The 21,107-nt window shown below is 68.1% G+C and carries 22 protein-coding genes; 14 read left to right on the forward strand and 8 right to left on the reverse strand.

The genetic code is table 11. The features are described 5' to 3' along the window. The first annotated feature begins 468 nt into the window (after positions 1–468). Genes LBW94_RS05205 through LBW94_RS05220 form a run of 4 tightly spaced genes read left to right on the forward strand, consistent with a single transcriptional unit; the run spans position 469 to position 4,337 of the window. On the forward strand, positions 469–2,967 hold the full coding sequence (locus tag LBW94_RS05205) for a nitrate- and nitrite sensing domain-containing protein (RefSeq protein ID WP_225058742.1): 2,499 nt from the start codon (positions 469–471) through the stop codon (positions 2,965–2,967). After that, a complete protein-coding gene (locus tag LBW94_RS05210; protein WP_225062809.1) occupies positions 2,945–3,373 on the forward strand; it encodes a roadblock/LC7 domain-containing protein in 429 nt (142 codons plus the stop codon). Before LBW94_RS05205 ends, LBW94_RS05210 begins: the two co-directional genes overlap by 23 nt. Before the next feature lie 12 nt (positions 3,374–3,385). Continuing rightward, entirely contained in the window at positions 3,386–3,757 is a 372-nt protein-coding gene (locus LBW94_RS05215) for a DUF742 domain-containing protein (RefSeq protein WP_266269913.1), read from the forward strand. Further along, the gene (locus LBW94_RS05220) at positions 3,738–4,337 is read left to right on the forward strand and encodes a GTP-binding protein (RefSeq protein ID WP_266269915.1); all 600 of its coding nucleotides are present in this window, start codon (positions 3,738–3,740) and stop codon (positions 4,335–4,337) included. Before LBW94_RS05215 ends, LBW94_RS05220 begins: the two co-directional genes overlap by 20 nt. A gap of 187 nt (positions 4,338–4,524) precedes the next feature. Here the strand turns inward: LBW94_RS05220 and LBW94_RS05225 are convergent, their stop codons facing one another. Both LBW94_RS05225 and LBW94_RS05230 read right to left on the reverse strand, forming a co-directional pair. Next, positions 4,525–5,613, reverse strand: a complete 1,089-nt coding sequence (locus tag LBW94_RS05225; protein WP_225060810.1) for a sialidase family protein — start codon at positions 5,611–5,613, stop codon at positions 4,525–4,527. Between the two features lie 246 nt (positions 5,614–5,859). Next, positions 5,860–6,429: a TetR/AcrR family transcriptional regulator gene (locus LBW94_RS05230; RefSeq protein WP_225060809.1), complete on the reverse strand. Its 570-nt coding sequence runs from the start codon at positions 6,427–6,429 to the stop codon at positions 5,860–5,862. 98 nt (positions 6,430–6,527) lie between these two features. Between LBW94_RS05230 and LBW94_RS05235 the strand changes: the two genes are divergently transcribed. The 5 genes from LBW94_RS05235 to LBW94_RS05255 all read left to right on the forward strand — a co-directional run bounded on the left by LBW94_RS05235 (position 6,528) and on the right by LBW94_RS05255 (position 10,417). Beyond that, positions 6,528–7,397: an NmrA family NAD(P)-binding protein gene (locus tag LBW94_RS05235; RefSeq protein WP_225060808.1), complete on the forward strand. Its 870-nt coding sequence runs from the start codon at positions 6,528–6,530 to the stop codon at positions 7,395–7,397. A 262-nt stretch (positions 7,398–7,659) separates the two neighbouring features. Then, on the forward strand, positions 7,660–8,778 hold the full coding sequence (locus LBW94_RS05240) for a hypothetical protein (protein WP_225060807.1): 1,119 nt from the start codon (positions 7,660–7,662) through the stop codon (positions 8,776–8,778). A gap of 88 nt (positions 8,779–8,866) precedes the next feature. Next, complete coding sequence (locus LBW94_RS05245; RefSeq protein ID WP_225060806.1) at positions 8,867–9,499, forward strand: hypothetical protein; 633 nt, start codon at positions 8,867–8,869, stop codon at positions 9,497–9,499. A 55-nt stretch (positions 9,500–9,554) separates the two neighbouring features. Beyond that, on the forward strand, positions 9,555–9,977 hold the full coding sequence (locus LBW94_RS05250) for a helix-turn-helix transcriptional regulator (protein ID WP_225060805.1): 423 nt from the start codon (positions 9,555–9,557) through the stop codon (positions 9,975–9,977). Positions 9,978–10,006: 29 nt separating this feature from the next. Beyond that, the gene (locus tag LBW94_RS05255; RefSeq protein WP_225060804.1) at positions 10,007–10,417 is read left to right on the forward strand and encodes a VOC family protein; all 411 of its coding nucleotides are present in this window, start codon (positions 10,007–10,009) and stop codon (positions 10,415–10,417) included. A 59-nt stretch (positions 10,418–10,476) separates the two neighbouring features. On the opposite strand, the gene LBW94_RS05260 is transcribed toward LBW94_RS05255, so the two are convergent. Then, on the reverse strand, positions 10,477–10,968 hold the full coding sequence (locus LBW94_RS05260) for a type VII secretion system-associated protein (RefSeq protein ID WP_225060803.1): 492 nt from the start codon (positions 10,966–10,968) through the stop codon (positions 10,477–10,479). 305 nt (positions 10,969–11,273) lie between these two features. Here LBW94_RS05260 and LBW94_RS05265 point away from each other — a divergent pair, with 305 nt between their 5' ends. Then, entirely contained in the window at positions 11,274–12,146 is an 873-nt protein-coding gene (locus LBW94_RS05265) for a hypothetical protein (protein ID WP_225060802.1), read from the forward strand. An 83-nt stretch (positions 12,147–12,229) separates the two neighbouring features. On the opposite strand, the gene LBW94_RS05270 is transcribed toward LBW94_RS05265, so the two are convergent. Next, positions 12,230–13,111 (reverse strand): SDR family oxidoreductase, encoded by an 882-nt coding sequence (locus tag LBW94_RS05270; RefSeq protein WP_225060801.1) that lies wholly within the window; start codon positions 13,109–13,111, stop codon positions 12,230–12,232. A gap of 143 nt (positions 13,112–13,254) precedes the next feature. On the opposite strand from LBW94_RS05270, the gene LBW94_RS05275 reads away from it, so the two are divergent. The 4 genes from LBW94_RS05275 (at position 13,255) to LBW94_RS05290 (ending at position 16,595) form a co-directional block, all read left to right on the forward strand. Next, positions 13,255–13,941: a TetR/AcrR family transcriptional regulator gene (locus LBW94_RS05275; RefSeq protein ID WP_225060800.1), complete on the forward strand. Its 687-nt coding sequence runs from the start codon at positions 13,255–13,257 to the stop codon at positions 13,939–13,941. 276 nt (positions 13,942–14,217) lie between these two features. After that, the gene (locus LBW94_RS05280; protein ID WP_225060799.1) at positions 14,218–15,060 is read left to right on the forward strand and encodes an NAD(P)H-binding protein; all 843 of its coding nucleotides are present in this window, start codon (positions 14,218–14,220) and stop codon (positions 15,058–15,060) included. Positions 15,061–15,070: 10 nt separating this feature from the next. After that, a complete protein-coding gene (locus LBW94_RS05285) occupies positions 15,071–15,679 on the forward strand; it encodes a hemerythrin domain-containing protein (protein ID WP_225060798.1) in 609 nt (202 codons plus the stop codon). Between the two features lie 253 nt (positions 15,680–15,932). Next, positions 15,933–16,595: a DUF308 domain-containing protein gene (locus tag LBW94_RS05290; protein WP_225060797.1), complete on the forward strand. Its 663-nt coding sequence runs from the start codon at positions 15,933–15,935 to the stop codon at positions 16,593–16,595. Here LBW94_RS05290 and LBW94_RS05295 read toward each other — a convergent pair. Genes LBW94_RS05295 through LBW94_RS05310 form a run of 4 tightly spaced genes read right to left on the reverse strand, consistent with a single transcriptional unit; the run spans position 16,577 to position 21,103 of the window. Further along, positions 16,577–17,866: an MlaD family protein gene (locus LBW94_RS05295; RefSeq protein WP_225060796.1), complete on the reverse strand. Its 1,290-nt coding sequence runs from the start codon at positions 17,864–17,866 to the stop codon at positions 16,577–16,579. The genes LBW94_RS05290 and LBW94_RS05295 overlap by 19 nt on opposite strands. Further along, the gene (locus LBW94_RS05300) at positions 17,863–18,957 is read right to left on the reverse strand and encodes an MCE family protein (RefSeq protein ID WP_225060795.1); all 1,095 of its coding nucleotides are present in this window, start codon (positions 18,955–18,957) and stop codon (positions 17,863–17,865) included. The genes LBW94_RS05295 and LBW94_RS05300 overlap by 4 nt, the downstream gene beginning before the upstream one ends. Then, entirely contained in the window at positions 18,954–20,060 is a 1,107-nt protein-coding gene (locus tag LBW94_RS05305; RefSeq protein WP_225060794.1) for an MCE family protein, read from the reverse strand. Before LBW94_RS05305 ends, LBW94_RS05300 begins: the two co-directional genes overlap by 4 nt. Continuing rightward, a complete protein-coding gene (locus LBW94_RS05310; RefSeq protein ID WP_225060793.1) occupies positions 20,057–21,103 on the reverse strand; it encodes an MCE family protein in 1,047 nt (348 codons plus the stop codon). Before LBW94_RS05310 ends, LBW94_RS05305 begins: the two co-directional genes overlap by 4 nt. Positions 21,104–21,107: the final 4 nt, after the last annotated feature.

Consider the following 21,107-nt stretch of genomic DNA (forward strand, 5'->3'; position numbering starts at 1 on the left):
AACTCGTTCGCAGACAAGGCATTTCGAGTCGTGGACAGGACGATGGATCGTACTCGGCCGGCCCGTGATGGTCGCGCCCCGGCCGGAGCGCCGCATGCGACGCCGCCGTCGAATGCTGATCGAATGCCTAATTGTTGTTCCGGGACGACAGCGGCTCCGCCCGATCGGGTTCCCGCCGGGTGACTGTACATCCCACGCGCGGAGTGCGCCGATGCCGGGGCGCCGGCCGCGCGTGCAGCGCCGCGTCACTGTCCTATCTGCGCCAGTGAAACGTGCTTCGACCGGCTCGACGAGATCGTTCCCGGCGGTGTCGTCGAGGCGTTGTGCTGCTAGGGGAGCCTGTCCGCGTCCGGGTGGGGGTCGCGGCGGGCACGTCCGTGTCGGATTCGGGGGCGGGTGGCGCCGATTTGCTAAGCGGTCGACTAATTTTCGACTGCGGAAGGCGGTCGGTGTGGTTACACTTCGCCGGTGCAGAGAGTCAGACTGTCCGGAATCCGCACTCGCATTCTCGCTATCGCGTTCGTTCCGAGCCTCACGCTGTTCGGAATCGGCGTCGGCTACACCATCTACCTCGAGGGCGAGGCCGGTAACGCCGAGGACTTCTCGCGGTCCATGGCGGGCAGTCTCGCCTTCACCAAGGAGCTGATGACCGCCGAAGAGGGCGAGCGGTTACAGTCGATCGCGCATCTGTCCGGGCAGGATGCCGATCCGAGCGCGCTGGCCGCGGCGCGGGTGCGCCTGGACAGGCAGCTGGCCAGCCTGGCCGCCGTCGGGTCGCCCATGCAGCGGGTCGGCGGCGCCGACATGGCCGCGAAAATGGACGCCTTCCGCAAGCTGGTGGACGTGCAATTGCCCGGCGTGCGTGCGGGTGTCGACGCGGGCGCGGTGCCGATCCCCGATGTGTACAACTTCTATACCGCGATCCTCGACGGCGTCGACAAGGGCAGCAAGATCGTCGGCGAGAGCGCGCCGACCATCGAGACCGCCATCTATCAATTGACCTCGCTGAAGCTGTTCCAGGCGCTCGAGGCGAACTCGCGGTCCAGCGCGCTCACCGTCGCGGCGGCCGGAGGCGATCTGTCGCCGAAGTTGCTGACGGAGTTCAGCAACAATGTCGGCCTGTATCACTCGCTGCTCAACCAGCTGACGAACGATCTGGACGACGCCGACGCGAAGCTGCTGAAGGATCTGCTCGCGGGACCGGCGATGGCGCAGGTGTCGCAGATGGAGAATGCCCTGCTGCCGTGGTCGCCGACGAAGATCGGTGCCGCGGAACCACTTCCGATGCCGATCGAGCAGTGGCGGGCGGCCGCGAACTCGGTGGGCGAGGGGCTTTTCGAGATCATCCTCCAGCAGAACGGCCGCAGTAACAGCAGTGCCGCGGATTTGGCGCATTCGCGGTCGCGTGCGGTGTTGGTCAGTGGTGGTAGTGCGATCGCGTTGGCGATCGTGGCGTTCGCGATCGCGATTTTGCTGGCTAATCGGATCATCAGCCGGTTGCGTCGACTGCGGACCGAGACACTCGCGCTGGCGGAGGTGAAGCTGCCGGAAACCATGCGCAAGATCGATGCCGGGGAGCAGGTCGATCCCGCCGCCGAAGCCGCCGCCCTGGACTTCGGTTCCGACGAGATCGGTGAGGTGGCGCAGGCTTTCAATCGTGCGCACACTGCTGCGGTGTCGGCGGCGATCACCGAGGCCCGGACTCGGGAGGGTGTGCGGGCGGTGTTCCTGAACATCGCGCACCGTAGTCAGATCGTGGTGGCCCGGCAGTTGGAGTTGCTGGATCAGGCGGAGTCGCGGCAGGAGGACCCGGCCCTGCTGGATACTTTCTTCCGGTTGGATCATTTGGCTACGCGTGAGCGTCGTAATGCGGAGAATCTGATCATTCTCGGTGGTGGTAAGCCGGGCCGGCAGTGGCGGCGTCCGGTGCCGTTGATGGAGCTGGTGCGGTCGGCGGTCGCGGAGACTCTGGACTATGCGCGGGTGAACACGCATCGGTTGCCACGGGTGTTCGTGATGGGCAATGTGGTCGCCGACCTCATGCACTTGCTGGCGGAGTTGGTCGACAATGCGACCGCGTTCTCCCCGCCGCAGTCGCGGGTGGATGTGACCGGTAACAGTGTGGGTAAGGGTGTGGTCGTCGAGATCAGTGATCAGGGTATGGGGATGCCCGCGGAGGAGTTGGAGCGCGTCAACGAGATGTTGCGTAATCCCCCGGATTTCGGTTTGGCGACGTTGTCGGCGGATTCTCGTTTGGGTTTGTTCGTGGTGGCGCAGTTGGCGACCCGGCACGGGATCTCGGTGCGGCTCACCGATTCCGACTACGGGGGTATCCGGGCGATCGTGCTGATCCCGGTCAGCTTGAGCACTACCGACACCCCGGTCGCCGACCACCTCCGCGACCGCGTACCCGTACGGCACGACCCGGACGGTCCCGCCGCGGTGACCGGTACCTACTCGATGCCGTCGCTCGAATCTTCCGGCACCACCACCGCGTATATGCCGCAGGCGGATCCGGTCGATCCCTTCACGAGTCAGGAGCAACCGAGCTTCGACTTCGGTCGTTCGGTCTTCGACACCGGGCGGCACCACATCCCGGCGATCGACACCACGTACCAGCCCCCGCAGTCCAAGCGCCCGGTCCGTGAACGGCCCACTCAGCAGCAGCCTGCCGAGCCGATCGCTCCGGCGTCTCGCCCGGTCGGCGGCAACGGCGATCCTCGCGTGCCCCTGCCGCGCCGACGCCGGCAGGCCAGTCTCGCACCGGAACTGGCCAACGACCCCGTTGCCGAACAGTACAATTCGGAACCATCACGTACCGCCGACCAGGCTCGCGACCTGATGTCGGCGATCGAGAACGGTACCCGCAACGGCCGCCGCATGCGTCCGGACCCTGACCAGGTATCCGCGAATCCCGTGCTCCCGAACGAACAGGAAGGCGAAGGTGACTTCTTCTACCGCAGGTGATTTGAACTGGCTGCTCGATGATCTCGTCGACCGTCTCGCCGGTGTCCGCTACGCCGTGGTGCATTCCACCGACGGGTTGCTGCTGGGCCGGTGCACCTCGATGACCCGGGAGGACGCCGAACACTTCGGCGCCATGTCCTCCACTCTCTATGGGCTGGCCCGCAGTGCCGGGACCCGGTTCCGCGGTGGTGCGGTGCGGCAGGCGGTCATCGAACTCGAGTCCGCGGTCCTGTTCGTGACCGCCGCCGGCGCCAACGCGTGCCTGGCGATCCAGGCCAACGACGACGCGAATCTGGGTATGGTCGCGTACGAGATGAACATCACGGTGCAGCGGTTGGGTAACTATCTGTCGACGGCTCCTCGTTCGCGTGGTCTGGCCGGGCAAGTTCCGCCTCGAATGCCGTGACGGCAGGATGCCATGACGCACTACGACACTTCCTGGTTCGACGAAGACGCTCCGTTGCTGCGTCCCTACGCGGTGACCCGGGGCCGTACCGTCGGTGCTGGTCATGACCTCGACATGCTCACCCTCGTGGTGGTCGCCGATCGGCCACCACAGCTGCGGTACACCGAACCGGAGTACGCAGACGTCCTGCGGCTGTGCCGGATTGCGCACTCCGTCGCGGAGGTGTCGGCGCATCTGCGCCTTCCCCTCGCGGTCACCAAGATCGTCGTCGGCGACCTGATCGGTGACGGCTACCTCAACTTCCGGGCCCCTCTCAACACCGAGATCGGGCCCCACGACGTACATCTATTGCGAGCGGTTCTCGATGGCATTCGTAGACTCTGACCCCGCGGCCGGGCAACAACAGCTGGCCGCTTCCGTGAAGATCCTGATCGCCGGTGGTTTCGGGGTCGGTAAGACCACGATGGTGGCGTCGATCAGTGAGGTGGCGCCTCTGCGTACGGAGGAGTTGATCACCGAGACGTCGGTGGGTGTCGACGATCTCTCCGGTGTGGAGGGTAAGAAGACCACGACTGTCGCGTTGGATTTCGGGCGTATCACGATCGATTCGGGTCTGGTGCTGTATCTGTTCGGTACTCCGGGTCAGGATCGGTTCTGGTTCCTGTGGGATGAATTGGCTCGTGGTGCCCTGGGCGCGGTGGTGATCGCGGATACCCGCCGGTTGGAGAGTTCGTTCGCGGCGATCGATTTCTTCGAGAAGCGGGGGGTGACGTTCACCATCGCGGTGAACTGTTTCGAAGGTGCCCCGGTGTATACCACCGACGAGGTTCGTGACGCTCTGGATCTCGACGGGTACACACCCGTGGTCTTCTGCGACGCCCGCGACCGCGGCGCGGTGAAGACCGTCCTGATGACGCTGATGGAGCACCTCATCAGCCGGGCCAGCGTGAACGTCCGACCCTGATCGCTCGGCGGCTGCGCCCGGCGAACGACTTGATCTCCGCATGCGATACCGGCGGGTCGCTGTCGCAGTGGGTGAGGGCGTGCCACGGCGCCATGCTGGTCGCCGCCGGTGAGGTCGATGTGTTCCTGCAGTGGGATGCCGCGGATTCCCGAAGGTTTCTTCGGTGCCGATCGGATCGGGCGGTGGCTCAGCCGCCGAAATTCACCGGCGTCCATGAGTGTCCGCCGTCGTCGGTCAGCAACATCCGCCTGGGCCACAGTGCCACCGGATAGCCGTGGATCACTTCGGATTCGACCACGAAACCTCGGCTCGCCGTGATGAATTCGGATGAGAGGCTGTCCTCGTCCTGGCCCGGGTAGGTGACCGTCCAGTGACCACCGCCATCGAATGACGTCGACAGGGCATTGTCGTTGCAGAAGACGAGGTCCGACGCGGTGAACGCGCCCGCCAGCTGCGCATACCGAAGATTCTGCGGGACGGTCGCGATTTCTGTGAAGCTGTCTCCGCCGTTGTTCGACACCAGCAGCCGCTGACCTGTGTCGGTGGACCCGGGTGCGGCGCTACAGATCGCCACCAGATCCTGTGCGGGGGTCGTATCCACCGTCAGCGGGCTGGCCGGCGCGCACGGCGGATTCCATGGCACCCATCGACCGGCGGTAAGCCGGGCGCCTGCCGTCGTCTCGCCCTGACTCACCACTACCCACCCGCCGTCGCCGCGCAGGTGCAGCCGTACGTACGAGTGCTCGACATCGGTGAGACCAGCGGCGATCCTGGTCTCGCTCCAGTCGTCGAATGCGACCGGACCGGAACGGATCACGACGCCCTCGCGGTCCGCCGCCGCTATCCGCACCAGCCCGTTCGACACCTCGATGTCCGCGGGAGCGGGACCCAGGCGGTACCAACTGCTCGCGCCATCGTGGGTAACCCACAGCGCGTCCTCGACGATCGCCCAGCCATTGCGTGCATCGGCGAACAGCAGCCTGCGGGCGGACACATCGACCTTGCCCGGACCCGGTCCGAACGGAATCGGCGGCGTCGTGACCGCTTGCCAGCTGTGTCCGCCGTCGGTGGTGTGCCGTATCTGCGGACACAGCGCGGCGGCGCAGGGGAGCAGGTGACCGAGTGCCCAACCTTCGTCGACGGTCGCGAAAGTCACCGAGTCCGGCTGGAATCCGGTGACGAGCGGACCGGCGGTCGTGGTCGGGTGCGCGGCCGGCGTGGCCGCCGGGACCTGCGTCGAATGTCCGGACACCAGGCAAGCGACGAGCACAGCCACCCCCGCCATCCCGAGTATCCCGATGCCGATCGATCGACGACCGGGTCGCCGCAACACCCGTCCCATCACACCCCCACCCGGTCGAGTGCTCGAGCCGGCACCCCGTTCCGCCGAGCACCATTATGCCTTCGACGCGACCACCGACGGAACGAGCGCCGCTGTGGTGGCGGACTGTCCGACTCCGGGCGGCTGGCCGGTTTGCCGGAGGTCTTGTCGACGGAGCTCGAGTCGCGGGCGGTGGCGAGGTCATGCTCGACGGCCGGGTGGGCGCAGGCCGTCGAGCACGATGGCAACGCGTTTGGCGCGGTCTGCGGGGTGGGCTGCCGGGTGGGTATCGACGGCCAGGACGGCGGCGGCGATGGCGTGGACGTCGGCGAGATCGATGTCGTCGCGGATCGTTCCCTCGGCCTGGGCCCGGTCGAGCAGGAGCGCGAGTTCGGCGTTCATCTCTCGCCCGGCGGTCTGCATGTCCTCGCCGCCGTCGGCCTCCTCGAACACCGATGCCAGCGACCGGTTGTGGCGCGCTTGTTCGACGGTCGTGGTGAGAAACGTGATGAATGCCGTGTCGGCGTCGTGTTCGGCTCGCAACTGTCGCGCCAGTTGCGTCAGCTCCCGCAATCGTTCGGTGATGATCGCCGAGAACAGCGCCTGTTTGGTCGGGAAATGGCGGTGCACGGTGCCTTGTGCGACGTCGGCGCGGCGGGCGATCTCGCGCAGATTGGCCTGCGGGCCCAGGGCATCGAAGGCCGACCGAGCCGCGGTGAGGATTTTGGCGCGGTTGTCGCGCGCGTCGGCGCGCAGGATGTGGTCGTTCACCGGCGGAATCCCCTCGTTGACAAACGGGTCATCTGACCCGCATAGTTCTAACCGGGTCATGTGACCCGGTTTTGTCCGTCAGACTAACAGGAGCTCGTATGTTTCTTGTCACCGGAGCCAACGGCGAACTTTTCGGTCGGCCGGTTCTCGACCAGCTGCGCCGGCTGGCACCCGAGGCCGACATCGTGGCCGGAACTCGCGATCCCGGCTCCGCTGCCGGGCTCGCCGCGACCGGAGTCCGGGTGCGCCGGGTCGACTTCGACGACCCGGCGTCGCTGGCCTCGGCGTTCGAGGGTGCGACGTCGGTGTTGATCAACGGCACCAATTACGGCACCCCGGCCGAGCGCCGGGCAGGCCAGCACGCTGTCGCGATCCGGGCGGCGGTCGAGGCCGGCGTCGGGCGCATCGTCTATACGAGCTGGCCGGACCCGGACTTGTACCCGTTGCCGATCATGTCCGACTTCGTCGAGTCGGAGGCATTGCTGCGCAGCCTGTCGGCCGATGCGACGATCGTGCGCACCACCTACGGCCTGGCTCACACCGTCGGCCGCGATGTGACGACCGCGATGGCGAGCGGGACACTCGCGGCCCCGGCCGGTCGGGCGCGCACAGCGCCGGCTCACATCGATGACCTCGCCGAGGCCACCGCGCGGGTACTCGTCTCGGACGAGCACCGCGGCAACCTCTACACGCTCACCGCCTCCGACAGCATCGACTGGACCGATCTGGCCGCACTCGCCGCCGCGACCACCGGTAAGCCGATCGACTATCGGCCCGTCACCGACGACGAGTTCGCCGCCACCGTTGCCGCGCAAGGCTTCCCCGCTGATCTGGTCGACATCCTGCTCGGTGTCTACCGCGCGTTCCGTGCCGGCTGGACCAGCACCCCGACCGACGACCTCGCCACGATCCTGCGACGCCCGCCCAAGCGCGCCGCCGAGGCCGTCGCTGCCGTGATCACCGCCTGACGACGGATTCACGCGTTCGCCGAGAATGGCACGGTCGTACCACCGACCACAGTTTTCGAGGAATTACGTATTGGATACGTAGCGTTGGCTGCGACCAAACGTAAACGAATCAAAACCACGGTCGTGCAGGGGATAGCCGCAGCCTGACCGCCGATAAGGTTCACTTATCGGCGGTCAGGGTGGAATCGTCCGGAAATACGGCGGTGGGTTTCGTTGCGTGTCAATCCGTTTGATATGACGAAACCAACGCTACGATTTACCGGTGTCGAACGTTTGCAACTATCCGGGCTGTTCGCGGCCCATCACGCGCGCGGGTGGACCCGGGCGGCCGTCGGAATACTGTGATCACCCGGAGCACACCCGGTGGCGAGCCTGGCGGGAGCGGCAGCGGCAACAGCAGGGGGTCGAGGCACCCGCCGCCAACGTCACTGTGACGCAACAGGGTCCGGCGACCGCGGCGCGGTTGCGGGCCGATGAGCTGCTCGTTCAGTTCCGTGCGCTGGCGGGGCAGGTGGACGGCACCCTGAAAGCCGCGGTCGCCGAGCTGTCCACGCTGGCGGATCCGGCGGTGGCCGAGGCGCAGATCCAGGCGGTGCAGGCGGATGCCGCGCGGCGGATCGCCGAGGCGGAGATGGCGACCGTCGCCGCCGAGCAGGCGCGCCGGGAGGCCGAGGACTCGCGGGACGCCGCGGAAGCGGCGGCCGAAGATGCCGCTGTCGCCGCCGAATCCGCGGAGGCCCGGATCGCCGAGGCCCTCACCGCGCGCGACGATGCGGTGCGCGAGGTCGAGAAGGTTGCCAAACAGGCCGCCGACGAGGTGTTCGAGGCGCGGACCGCGGCGGAGGCGGAGGCGCGCTCCGCGCGGCGTGCGGCCGCCGACGAGGTGCAGCGGGCCCGGGAGCAGGCGGCCGAGGAGATCGGGCTGGCCCGGCAGAAGGCGGCCGCCGAGGCCGAGCGCGCGAAGCGCGAAGCGGCCCAGCAGGTCACCGCGGCGGCCGCGGAACGCGATCTGGCGGTCCAACGGGTCGCGGATGCCGAGCGGGCCATCACCCGGGCCGAGGCGGCGGTGGCCGAACGCACCCAGGCCGTGGCCGAGGGCAAACAGGAGTTGACCCGCGCTCGGGCCGAGACCGATACCGTGCGAGCCGAACTCGCCGAGTTGCGCCGACAGGCCGCCGCCGATGTCGCCACAGTGCGGTCCGAGGCGGCCACAACGCTCGAACAGGCCCAGCGGGAGTTCGCCGAGCGGCTCACCGCCGCCGACGAGGCACGAGTGCAGACGCTGCGACGCGCCGAACGGGCCGAACGGCTGCTGGACGAGTTGCTCGCCGATACGCGAGGTTCCGGTGGCGATCGCCGAAAAGGTGACGGAAATCCGTAACCCGTTGTTTTCGCCGGTCCGAAACCCCTTCGCGCCGGCACCAGGAAATCCGGGAATAGCCGACTCCCGGTCGGGTAAGGTCCCGACCGTGAAGTTCGTGATGGGGTGCGCGCTGACTGTGGTGGCGTCGGCGCTGAGTTCGCCTGTGGCGCATGCGGAGCCGGCGCCGTCCTGTAGCGAGTCGGCCAACGGGTACACGCCGGAATGGCAGGCCAGCTGGTCGATCTATGAAGCGGAACAGGGGGATTCGAGCGATGGCCGGGCCTCGGTCGAGGCCGATCTGCCGATCACCATCGCCGCCGGGCTGGACAAGGTGTGGGCGGTGTACTCCGATATCCGCAACGATATCGGCCGCCATCCGTTCCTGAAGGATGTCATTACCCACCGCACCTGTGACGAGGACGGCGTCCGGGTCACCGATTTCACTGCGCTGGAGGATATTCCGATGGGGCCGGTGACCTTTCCCGGTCACACCCAGGCGCAGCAGCGCGTGCATGCCGCCGAGCACTACTACACCAGCGACAGCTGGGACGTCCCGAACATCACCACCCACCAGCGGATCACCTTCACCGACAACGGTGACGGCACCACGACGGTCGACGAGCGCCTCACCTTCCTCGCCGATCCGGCCCTGATCCAGTTCACCGCAGACAACGGGACGGCCTCGCATCGGGCGTATCAGCTCGCGCTGAAACGGGATATCGAGAACGGCACGCTGTAGCGGGTGCGACCGGGGCCGCTGGGCATCCGGGGTCCCGGCATGGCACCATGTCGGGGTGAGCAGCAAGTCGGCCGCGCAGCATCCCGGTGATCTCGTGCGGCTGCGGCGGGTCCGGGATCGTATCGACCGGGATTTCGAGCAGCCGCTGGATGTGGAGGCGCTGGCCCGCGACGCGCACATGTCGGCGGGCCACCTCAGCCGCCAGTTTCGCATCGCGTACGGGGAGTCACCGTACAGTTATCTGATGACCCGCCGGATCGAGCGGGCGATGGCGTTGTTGCGCCGCGGCGACATGAGCGTCACCGAGGTCTGTTTCGCGGTGGGTTGTTCCTCGTTGGGTACCTTCAGCACTCGATTCACCGAACTGGTCGGGGTGCCGCCGAGTGTGTACCGGCGCGACGCGATCGGGGAGGTCGAGGGAATTCCGGCCTGTGTGGCGAAACAGGTGACCAGACCGATCAGGAATCGAGAAGCTTAGGCTACCGATCGGCATCTAGCCTGGGGGACATGGATATCACCCTCGCTTCGGCCTTCCTCCCGCATACGGACCCGGACGCGACGCTGGCGTTCTACCGGGACCTGCTCGGTTTCGAGGTGCGCAACGATGTCGGGTTCAATGGAATGCACTGGATCACCGTGGGTTCCCCGGGTCAGCCCGGAACGTCCATCGTGCTGTATCCGCCGGAGGCCGACCCCGGTCACACCGACGACGAGCGCGCCACCATCGCCCGCATGATGGCCAAGGGCACCTACGGCATCATGACCTTCGCGACGAAGGACCTCGACGCCACCTTCGAACGGCTGCGCGCCGGCGGCGCCGATGTCGTCCAGGAACCCGCCGACCAGCCCTACGGCGTGCGCGACTGCGCGGTCCGCGACCCCTCCGGCAATCTGCTCCGGATCAACGAAGTGCACTGAGCCGCAAGGTGTCGGCGCCTTCTCGCTTGCGTGGGTCCGGGCTCGGCACGTTGCTCGTCTCAGCTGCCGTGATCGGCCGGGGCGACGCGGAGAGTGTCTGTTCGGAGCCGGAAAGGAGCGACACCGGTGGGGTTGAGGAGAACGTCGGCGCTGGTCGGGATGATGTCGATGAGTGTGCTGCCGTGGACTGGAATCCAGCGCTCGACGTCAATGTGGGTCTTTTGGAGTTCGGCGGTGGCGACGACGACGCAGGGTGTCTGGTCGGGGGCGGTGCCCAGTAGTGGCTGGTTGTGCGCATCGCAGCCGATTTCCACGATCGAGTCCCGGATGGCGTCGACCAGTTCGGTGCCGAGCCGTTGCCCGTCAGCGATCAGGCGCAGTACGGCGTCGATCGGATCGGTCGGCACGCTCGCGGCGCTGGGGCGGTAGCGTGGATTCGGCCGAAACGGTCCGGTCGTGCCATCAATGTGCAGTTCCCAGCCGCCCACGATGACGTCCACGGACGGGGCGGCGGCAGGATCGGTGCGGTTCCAGACGGGATCGACCAGCACGAACCAGTTGTTGTGCCGGACAGCTTCGGGTGGAAGTTTTCCCACAGCGCCTGGTCCTTACGTTATTTCCAACTCCGGTAGCACCACTATCTCATGGTGCCCACCTCTGGTTGCGGGCCCGAACTTCGCATAGTTAGCCTGTGGTGTTCGATGTCCGCCCCGCGTGTGACGCGGTGAAGCGGCTGAAGCCCCTGGTGCGCGGAGGATTTATCAGTGATGCCCTTCTTGTGTAATCCCCAGGGCGCGTCACCGGCGGTGTGGTAGGCGAGCCGATGTCCGGTGCGGGTGCTGGGCCGACTCGAGCCATGTGCGAGGCAACCGAGTTGATCGCACAATCGCTCGATACCGGTGCTCGGTCGATCGGCAACCGGATCGATGGGCTCGCGGGCACGCTTCGTACTGCCGTGAACAGTGCGAGGAACGTTGACGCGGACGGCGCGGAGGTCATCAACCGGGGCCGATACAGCTTCGATGTGAGCGATTCTCAGGGCGCGCTGCTTCATGTCAGTGACATACGTGTCAATCCGTTGGTGGATCATGAAGGGAACATTTTCGGGATTTCTTTTCCGACCGCGAGAGAGGGGGACCCCGGCGTATCTTTTCCGGACGAGGAGGCTTACTCGGCATGGTCGCGGCAGCCGAATCGGTTGGGCGACACCGAATTCTACCCCGAGCAGCGTGTCACCCCAGTCGACGGGGGCGAGCCCTACTGGGCAGAAGCAGGACCCGGCCAGCCCGCGCCTTGGGCCGATGATGCCCAGGACGGGATGCTTTATGTGCAGGCCCACGCGGATTCGAGGGGCTTCCGCATCGACGCGAACCTCGGTACCGACGACAACCCCGACTGGCAGAACATGATACTTTCCGGTAATGCGTTCGGGAAGTTGGTGGCGGCGAACAAGGATTTCCAAGCCGCCTCCCGGGCAGGGGCTGGTAAACCGCTGTTGATGCTGGCTTGCCGGGCTGGTGACCCTGTCTATGCTCATGCCGAACAGGCGGCGGGAGTTATCCACCGCGCCGGCATGAACCATGACGTCTACGCCACGGTCGGTGTCAACGTCGCGCGCTGGAGTGAAACACGAGGCACAGCGGAAGTGGGTGTGGAAGTGCCGAACGGCACCACACCCTCGGATGTCATCGTCGTCATCCGGGCCCCGAACAGCCCAACCGGGCCGTAACGAAGACCATGTGGGGTATGGGCAATCGGCGATCCACGCCACCGGCTCACCCTCGATATCGGCGAACTCGATCAGCCCGCGGTTCAGTCGAAATAGTGGCCCTCGTCGATGTCCTCGAGAAGTCCGGGGTGGGTGGGTTTCCAGTTCAGCAGTTCCCGGGTGAGCGCACTCGAGGCCGGCATGTCGGTGCCGAGCAGGTGGGCGAACATGCCCGGGAACTCGGTGGCGGGCCGGGACTCGGCGGGTACGTTCAGGTGCCGGCCGATGGCCTCGGCGATCGCGCGGACGGGCACACCCTCGTCGCCGACGGCGTGCAGCACCGTGCCCGCGGGCGCCTGCTCGACGGCCAGCCGGTACAGGCTCGCGGCGTCCCGCACGTGGACGGCGGGCCAGCGGCTCGCGCCGTCGCCGAGGTAACCGGACGCGCCCTTCGCGCGCGCGGCGGCGATGAGCTGGGGGACGAAGCCGTGCCGGTCGCCGCGGCCGTGTACCGAGCGGGGCAGCATGACCAGGCAGGAGCGCACGCCGGTGGCGGCGGTCGCGAGGGCGGCCCGCATATTCGTGATGCGGGCCGCGATGGGTCCGGCGGCGACGAGTTCGTCGCGTTCGGTCACCGGCCGCCCGGGGGTCACGAGGGTGCCGCCGGAGACCACGAGCGGTTTGCCGGTGCCGGCCAGGGCGGCGGCGAACGTCTCGATCGCCCGGGCGTCGGCCCGGGTGGCGGCCTCGCTCACGCTGGGTACCAGGAAGGCCAGGTGGATGACACCGTCGCTGTCGAGGGCGGCGGCCCGCAGCACGTCGAGATCGGTCAGGTCGCCGCGGAGCGCCTCGGCGCCCATCCCGGTGACGGTGGTGGCGGCGGTGTCCGAGCGTGCCAGCCCGAGGACCTCGTGGCCGGCTTCCAGCAGTTCGGGGACGACGGCCGAGCCGATCCAGCCGGAGGCGCCGGTGACGAAGATGCGCATGGAATTCTCCTCGATCGTGGGCGCCCGCGCTGCGGACGCCGCTTCCCGGATCAGTGATGCGATCCGGTCGTGTCAACGCTAACACAGTGATGCGACTGCGTCGCATTGTGATGCGATCCGGTCGCCTCGCTTATGCTGTCCGGGTGAGCAGATGGGCGCCGGACGCGCGCGAGCGCCTGGAGGCGGCCGCGCTGGACCTGTTCCTGGAGAACGGGTACGAGCAGACGACCGTCGCACAGATCGCCGATCGCGCCGGCCTGAACCGCGCCACCTTCTTCCGGCACTTCGCCGACAAGCGGGAGGTGCTCTTCGGCGGTGAGGATTTGTTCGCCGGACTGTTCGCCGACGCCATCGCGGCGGCCCCGCCGGAGACCACGCTCACCGGCTGCCTGCACGCCGCGCTCGCGGCGGCCGATGCCGTGATGACCCCGCAGCAGCGGATCAAGGCCCACCAGCGGGTGCGGGTGATCGCGGCGAACGCCGAGGTGCAGGAGCGCGGACTGCTCAAGCATGCCAGGATCGCGGGGTCGATCGCCGCCGCGCTGCGTGCCCGGGGGATCGACGATCTGACCGCCCGGCTGGGCGCGGAAGTGGGGGTGCTCGCCTTCCGCATCGCCGTCGAGCGCTGGATGGCGGCGGGAAACGACGACGCAGTCGGACCGGACGCGACAGCATCGTCCGGGCGGCTCGCCCCTGAGTCGTTCGGACAGCTCGCCCCTGAGTCGTTCGGGCGGCTCGCCCCTGAGTCATTCGGGCGGCTCGCCGCCGCGGCGCTGGAGGAACTCCAGGTTCGCGCAGCCGAACTCGACTCCGGGGCCGGAGACTCCTGACGCTGTCATGGCGCGCAAAGTAGGACGCGCCGGCGGTCGCTGACCGCGCCACCGTACAGCTCACAGCTCGGGGCAGTGCGAGCGAATATCTCGATGCCCCCATCCTTTCCGAGTGCTGCGGCGACGTCGTGGCCCGCAGCCGGTGACGAGCATCACCTCCATTTACTACGAGATTCATATGATCTACGAGTCTGGATATATAATATGAGTCTCGTATATTACGACATCCAGTGAGGCCGTGCCTGCGGTCCACCGGGAGCAGGAGGAGGTTCGGTCATGTTCGTCGTCATCGGAGCCACCGGAACGGTCGGCCGGGAAGCGGTCACACAGTTGCGTGCGCGCGGCTCGCGGGTCACCGCCGTGACCCGCGAGCCCGCCACCGCGAAATTGCCGCCGGGAACTGTTGTGGTGCAGGGTGATCCGTCGGTGCCCTCACTTCCCGAGCACACCTGGGACGGCGCCGAGGCCGTACTGCTCACTTCCCGCGCCGCCGTTGCCTCGTCACCTGAAATCCTTTCCGCCGCTGCCGATCACGGGGTTCGGCGCGTGGTCGTGGTCTCGGCGTCGACCGTCGAATATCCGGCCGGGGAACCACGGTTCACGGCGGGATTCCGGGCGCTGGAAGCCGCGGCCGAAGCCTCGGGCCTGGGCTGGACCATCTTGCGCTGCGCGGACTTCGACGCCAACGCCCTGGCCTGGGTGCCGCAACTGCGCGGCGGGGACGTGGTTCGTGGCGCGTACGGCACGGCAGCCACCTCGCCGATCCACGAGCGCGACATCGCCGCGGTCGTGGTCCGCGCGCTCACCGGGGATGACGACCATGGCCGTCGCTATGTGCTGACCGGCCCGCACTCGCTGACCCAGTACGACAAGGCCCGCATCCTGGGCGAAGTCATCGGCCGTGACCTGTCGTTCCTCGAGCTCGCTCCGGAGCAGGTGCGCGCCGCGATGACGGCTCAGGGGCTGCCCGACGAAGTCCCGGACCGGCTGCTCGGTTCACTGTCCGACTACGCCCGCGTTCCCGGTCCCACCACCGATACCGTCGCCGAACTGCTCGGCCGCCCCGCCCTCGACTTCGCCGCCTGGGCCGCGGATCACGTCGCCGCCTTCACTCACTGAAAGAGCCTTCATGTCCATCGACTTCACCATCATGTACGCCACTCACGACGCCTTCCGCCGCGACCTGGAGCACCTGGCCGCCGCGGCGACGGCCGGCAGGGCCGATGCCCCCGGCGTCCGGGCCGGCTGGGCCAATTTCACCCGTCAACTCCATGTCCACCACACCGTCGAGGACGCCGCCCTGTGGCCTCCGGTGCTGGGGCGCCTGACCGGCCGTCCCTCCGATGCGGCCCTCGTGGGGGAGATGGAGGCCGAACATGCCGCCCTCGACCCTGCCCTGCATGCCGTCGACGAGGCCATGCGCACCCGATCCGCGGATCTCGCCGACCGTGTCCACACACTGACACGCATCCTCACCGACCACATGGCCCACGAGGAGACCGCCGCTCTGCCGGTCATCGACGATGTGCTGACCCCCGGCGACTGGAAGACATTTCGCGGCGCGATGGCCCGCAAACAGGGCCCCTCCGGGGCGGCGGCCTACGTCCCCTGGGTCCTCGACTCGACCACACCCGAACAGCGCGAGCGGTTCCTGGCCGCCATGCCCGGCCCGGTCGCGGCGATCAACAAGGCGCTCTGGGAGCGCCGATACCGCAACCGGAAGCTGTGGGCATACTGACCCCGATCCGCATCGGGGAGGGTCAGGGCAGTCACACACCGGTCACGATTGCGTCGCCGAATGCGTACGAAAAGGGTTCCGAAAGCCCGAAACAATCGAAACGGATATTTCACGAACAGCGTGCAATTCGGTGGTTATCCACAGTGATCGCCCGCTCACCTGTCACATAAAGGAAATTGTTCCGGCAGTGCGGTGTTTCATGCCGATATTGCACATCGGCAGTTATCGCGAGCGGTGGTCATACCATCGAGGTATGCCCATATTGCGAGTCACCGGGCGCACCGAGGTATTCGACGGTGGGGCCTGGCAGGCGGCGTTCGTCATCGGATGGGTCACCCTGACGCTCGGGCTGGTGATCATGGTGTGGCCCGGTAAACCGGGGCAGGTGTCGGAGATCCTGTTCGCGCTGGCGCTGTTCCTGCTGGCCGGGTGGGACGCGGTGGTCGCCGCGCGCGCCCGGATCGGCCGGGGCCTGCGGGTGCTGCTCTACGCTATCGCGATATTCGTTGCGCTGCTCGGTGTTTCGTGTCTGCGCAGCAGCGAGTGGGCGACCCTGCTGGCGGTGTGGATCGCGATGGCGTTCACCGCGCACGGCATCGCGCAGGCAATGGTCGGCGCCTGGGCCGAGGACGTGCCCGACAGCGGGCGGAGCGAGGTGTTCGGGCTGCTGACCCTGGCGGCCGGGGTGGCCGTGCTGGTGTGGCAGACCCGGACCCTCACCGCGCTGTCGCTGCTGGTCGGACTGTGCGTGATCGGGCTGGGGGCGAGCCAGATCCACCTGGCCGCCCGGTTCGAGCGGGCCACGGCGGCGAGCAGCGGGGCGGCGGTACGGGAACCGCCGCGGTCGCCGCGGCCCGCGATGCCGCGGCCCGGCCCATCGCGCGGCGGGCCGGTGGCTCAGCGCGGCGGCACATAGCTCGGGGCCCAGGATCCGCCGTACGGGGTGGGGATCGACAGGGGCCCGGCCGGGGTCGGATCCGCGGTCGCCAGCGGATCGGAACCCGGTGCGGCATAAGCGGTGTCGTCGCCGGGCGGACGCGGCGCGTTGCGGGCGCCCCGGGTCAGCAGGGTCGGGTCCGGATCGGTGCAGTGCGCATTCACGTACGGCGGCGGGAAATCCGGGACCGTGGCCGCGCGGCGCGGCACCTCGTAATCACAGGCCCGCCGCGGATATACGCTCACCAGCGCCCACACCACCCCGTCGTGGAATGCGGAATTCACCGCGTCCAGGGCGGAACCGGCGCGCTGCTGCGGGAAGAAGAATTCCTGGAGCGCGGGAATGTGCACATACGACATCTGCGAGACCGTCACGAGATTGCCCAGCAATTGCACCATGGTCGGCGAATTGTCGGCGATGATCGCGTCCAGGGTGGCGGTCAGCCCCGGCGTCTGCGCGACCAGGGTGTCGAAGCCCCCGGTCATCCGTGCGATACCACCCGCCGTGCCGGCCAGGTTCGCGGCGGTGGCCCGTAATCCGGGCGCCACATCGGCCATGGTGGTGAGCACCAGTGTGCTGTTGTGCAGCAGGCTCAGCGTCTGCGGCAGCACCGAATCCAGCGTCGACACCAGGAACATGCCGCCGTCGACGATCGACTGCAACTTGCGCGGCCCGTCCGGCCCCGCACCGAGTTCCCGGGTGATCGCCTGGAGTTTCGCCGGATCGATCTGGGCCAGCGTGCCGTTGAAATCACCCAGTACGGTGCTCAGGGCGACCGGGGTGGAGGTGCGGTCGGCGGTCACCACCGACCCGTCCGACAGGTACGGCCCGCCGTCGGCGGTCGGCACGAAATCCAGATATTGCTCGCCGGCCGCCGACAGCGCCGACACCCGGACGGTCCCACTGGCCGGAATGCGGACGCCGCCGTCGATCTCGGCGTCCGCGAGGACGGTCTCGCCGTGCACCCGCACGGAGGTCACCCGGCCGACGCGCACCCCGCGCAGGGTGACGTCCTGATTGGGCAGCAGCCCGCCGGATTCCGTCAATTCGACGGTCACCCGGTAGTGCGAGCGCCACGGATCCAGCTGCAGCGCACCCACCGAGAGATAGCCCGCGGCGAAGACCAGGATCGCCAGCAGGCCCAGCGCGGACAACAGCGTCCGGCGCCGGGTCAGCGCGCGCACGGTGTCGACGAGTCCCCGCGCCGCCCGTTCCCCGGCGCTGATCCGCATACTCTGTTCCCCTGTCATCGGCCCGGTCCCGCGATCCGGTCGTGCAGCCGGCCCAGGTTGTATTCCAGGGAACCGACGAAATTCACCCAGTCGGTCTGGTCCGGCGGCCGGGCGCCCGGATCGCCCGGGAAGTTCGGATCCGGCACCGGTCCGATCGCGACCTGTGCGACATCGATATCGGCGTGTGCGGAGGAGCCGTCGAGAATCTTCAGGATCGGCGCGATGATGCTGTTCAGCGAATCCAGATTCACCTGCGGACTCTCCGCTGCGTCGTCGAGTTCACCGGCGAGCTGGTTCACCTCGGCCATCAGGCTGCGATCGTTGGTGCCCTGCACCGAGGGGAATCGCGACAGCTGGGTGGCGATGGCGGCGAGCCGGTCGACCAGATCGATAAGACCGCGGGTGTTGTCGGCCAGCGCGGCGCTGGCCGGTCCGGCCGCGGCCAGCGCCGCATCGAGCGACGGTTGCTGTTGTGCCACCGTCGCGCCGAGCTGTGCGGCGGCGGCCACCACCGCCCGGATCCGGTCGGAGCGGGCGGCCAGCCCGTCCAGCAGATCGCGGGTGCGGGTGATCAGTGCCTCGAGTTTGTCGCCGCGGCCGCCGACATCCTCGCCGAGGGCGTTGAGCACCCGGGTGACGTTCTCGATGGTGCCGCCGTTGACCAGCAGCGCCGCGCGGGCCAGCACCTCCTCGATGGTGGACGCGGCGGTGGTCGCGGCCAGCGGGATGTTCGCGCCGTCGTGCAGCACCCCCGCGCCGGGATCCGGATGTTCGGGCGGGGTCACCGCGACGAACACGTCGCCGAGCGGTGTGGCCGAACGCAGTTCGGCGGTGGTGCCGACCGGCAGCAGCACCCCGGAGCCGATCCGCATCGTGACCACGGCCGTGTAGTCCTTCGCGGTCATCGTCGTCACCTCGCCGACGTCGGCGCCCTCGAGTTTCACCTTGGCCTTGGTCGGCAGGTTCAGCGCGTTGGCGAAGGTGGCGGTCACCGTGTAGGTGCCCCCGGCCGGGCCGGGGGCCGGCAGCCGGTCCACCGACACCGCGCAGCCCGCGGCGGCCGCGGTCAGCAGCACCAGCGCCGCGCTCGCACACCGTCGGGCGGTCATCGCGGGATCCCGGCGGCGGCGAGCAGGATCGTGGTGAGGCCGAAATCGGGGCCCATATCCTTCATCGATCCGGTGGCACAGCCCAATTCCTTCAGGCCGAGCAGGTTGCAGATCTCCTTCACCATCTGCCCGTCCAGCAGCACCCGGTTCAGGTCGACCGAGGCGCGCAGCGCACCGACATCGTGATCGATCGCGTTGTAGGTGTTGTCGGTGACCAGCGGGAACACGTCGAGGAATTCGGCGAGGCTGCTCTGATAGTCGGCCATCGACTTCGTCATCGTCGCCGAATTGCCCACCAGGCCCGCGACCGCGCCGCGGTTCTGCTGCAACAGCTCACCGACCTGGGTGATGATCCGGTTCAGCTGGGAGCCGGTGTCGCCGGCGCCGAAATTCTCCTCCGCCAGCAGATCGCTCAATTGGTGGACGCCCGAACCGAAGTCGCGCAGCGTCCGGTCGTTGCGGGCCGCCGCCGCGGTGAGCTCGTCCAGATCGGTGACGCCCGTGGTGATCGCCGCGCGGGTGGCGGCGCCGTTGTCGGGGCCCAGTTGCAGCGCCTGCGCCAGGGCGCTCAACGCATCCCGCAGGTCGGCGCCGTTTCCTGCGGTGGCGTTCGCGCCGGCGGTCAGCAGGTCCGCGACCGGTCCGCCGCCCTTGCCGTCCCCGCCCAGCGAGGTCGACAGCTTGTCGGCCATCGCCAGCAGGCTCTCGAACTCCACCGGCGTCTTGGTGTGCGCGCCGTCGAGGACGGCCCGATCCGGCAGCGTCGGGCCGCCGCGATAGGGCGGGGTCAGTTCGATGTGCCGGTCGGTGAGCAGCGAATCCGACACCGTGACCGCCTGCACGTCGGCCGGTATCCGGACCGCCGCGTCCACCGACATCGTCACGTCCACACCGGTGCCGTGCGGGTGGATCGCGGTGACCTTCCCGACCGGCATGCCCAGCACCGACACCTTGTTGCCGGTGTAGAGGCCCTTCCCGTTGTCGAATTGCGCGATCACGGTCCGGGTGTGGTGGGTCAGGCCGTCGCCGCCGCAGCCCGCCGCGACCAGCACGCCCAGTGCCAGCAGCGCCGGCCATTGCACCGCGCGCAGGGGTCCGCTCATTTGCAGTCCTTCAGGTAGGGCGTGAGATTCGCCTGCTGTGCCTTGGCACTCAGTGCGCACATCCAGGAATCGAGGAAGGCGCCGTCGGGGGCGTTGCCGATCAGTTCGGCGCCGGTGCCGGTGGCGTCGGAGAAATAGCGCCAGGGCACCGGCAGGATCTGCAGGATGTTGCGCAGCAGATCGTCGTGCGCCGCGATCAGCTGCGTCATCGCGCCGAGATTGTCCAGCAGCTGCTGGATCTGCGGCCGGTCGCCGACCGCGATCGGTGCCAGTTCGTGCACCAGCACGGTGGCGGCGGCGATCATCCGTTGCAGCGCGGCATGGCGGGAGCCGATCTGCTGCAACACCGCGGTGCCCTGCCCGATCAGCCCGGCCAGATCGGCCTGCTGGGTGCGGATCACCTCGGTCACCTGCGCGGTGCTGGTCAGCAGCGCGGCGATCTGGCCGCGGCGCGCCGCGATCACCGCCGACAGTTCCCGCACATTGCGCAACACCTCGGGGACCAGCGTCGGCACATTCCGCAACTGCTGCGACAGGGTGGTCATCGAGGTGGCGATGCTGTCCGCGTCGACCTGGGAGAAGGTGGTGGTCGCCGCTTGCAGCGCCTGCTCCAGATCGTAGGGAACCTCGGTGTGCGACAGCGCGATCGAGCGGCCGGGCAGTGTTCCGGACCCGGCCGGGCGCAGTTCGAGGTAGCGCGAGCCGAGCAGTGTGGTGAGTTTGATCGCCGCGCGGGTGTCGGCGCCGAGCGCCACGCCCGAGCGGATCTTCATGGTGACGACCACATGGTCACCGGCGAGCCGGGTACCGGTCACCGTGCCGACCTGGATACCCGCGTCGGTCACCGCGTCGCCGGCGCCGATTCCCGCGGCCTGGGCGAAATCGGCGTGATAGGTCCGCTCGCCGAGGTGCAGCGAATTCACGTACACCGTGGCCCCCACCGCCACCAGCAGCACCACGATCGCCGCCGCGCCCAGCCGCACCCGGTCGTAGCTGTCGAGCGGACGGCGCCGCACCGACTTCCACCATGTCCGCACCGACATCGGC

It is taken from the genome of Nocardia sp. alder85J (genome assembly GCF_020176955.2).
GTDB lineage: Bacteria > Actinomycetota > Actinomycetes > Mycobacteriales > Mycobacteriaceae > Nocardia.

What these genes read in the sequence shown, in the direction of transcription:
- LBW94_RS05280 (WP_225060799.1), top strand. Translation starts at nt 14,218, where the DNA reads ATGTTCGTCGTCATCGGAGCCACCGGAACGGTCGGCCGGGAAGCGGTC.
- LBW94_RS05285 (WP_225060798.1), top strand. Translation starts at nt 15,071, where the DNA reads ATGTCCATCGACTTCACCATCATGTACGCCACTCACGACGCCTTCCGC.
- LBW94_RS05270 (WP_225060801.1), bottom strand. Translation starts at nt 13,111, where the DNA reads ATGCGCATCTTCGTCACCGGCGCCTCCGGCTGGATCGGCTCGGCCGTC.
- LBW94_RS05310 (WP_225060793.1), bottom strand. Translation starts at nt 21,103, where the DNA reads ATGTCGGTGCGGACATGGTGGAAGTCGGTGCGGCGCCGTCCGCTCGAC.
- LBW94_RS05255 (WP_225060804.1), top strand. Translation starts at nt 10,007, where the DNA reads ATGGATATCACCCTCGCTTCGGCCTTCCTCCCGCATACGGACCCGGAC.
- LBW94_RS05215 (WP_266269913.1), top strand. Translation starts at nt 3,386, where the DNA reads ATGACGCACTACGACACTTCCTGGTTCGACGAAGACGCTCCGTTGCTG.
- LBW94_RS05220 (WP_266269915.1), top strand. Translation starts at nt 3,738, where the DNA reads ATGGCATTCGTAGACTCTGACCCCGCGGCCGGGCAACAACAGCTGGCC.
- LBW94_RS05295 (WP_225060796.1), bottom strand. Translation starts at nt 17,866, where the DNA reads ATGACAGGGGAACAGAGTATGCGGATCAGCGCCGGGGAACGGGCGGCG.
- LBW94_RS05235 (WP_225060808.1), top strand. Translation starts at nt 6,528, where the DNA reads ATGTTTCTTGTCACCGGAGCCAACGGCGAACTTTTCGGTCGGCCGGTT.
- LBW94_RS05265 (WP_225060802.1), top strand. Translation starts at nt 11,274, where the DNA reads ATGTGCGAGGCAACCGAGTTGATCGCACAATCGCTCGATACCGGTGCT.
- LBW94_RS05305 (WP_225060794.1), bottom strand. Translation starts at nt 20,060, where the DNA reads ATGAGCGGACCCCTGCGCGCGGTGCAATGGCCGGCGCTGCTGGCACTG.
- LBW94_RS05290 (WP_225060797.1), top strand. Translation starts at nt 15,933, where the DNA reads ATGCCCATATTGCGAGTCACCGGGCGCACCGAGGTATTCGACGGTGGG.
- LBW94_RS05300 (WP_225060795.1), bottom strand. Translation starts at nt 18,957, where the DNA reads ATGACCGCCCGACGGTGTGCGAGCGCGGCGCTGGTGCTGCTGACCGCG.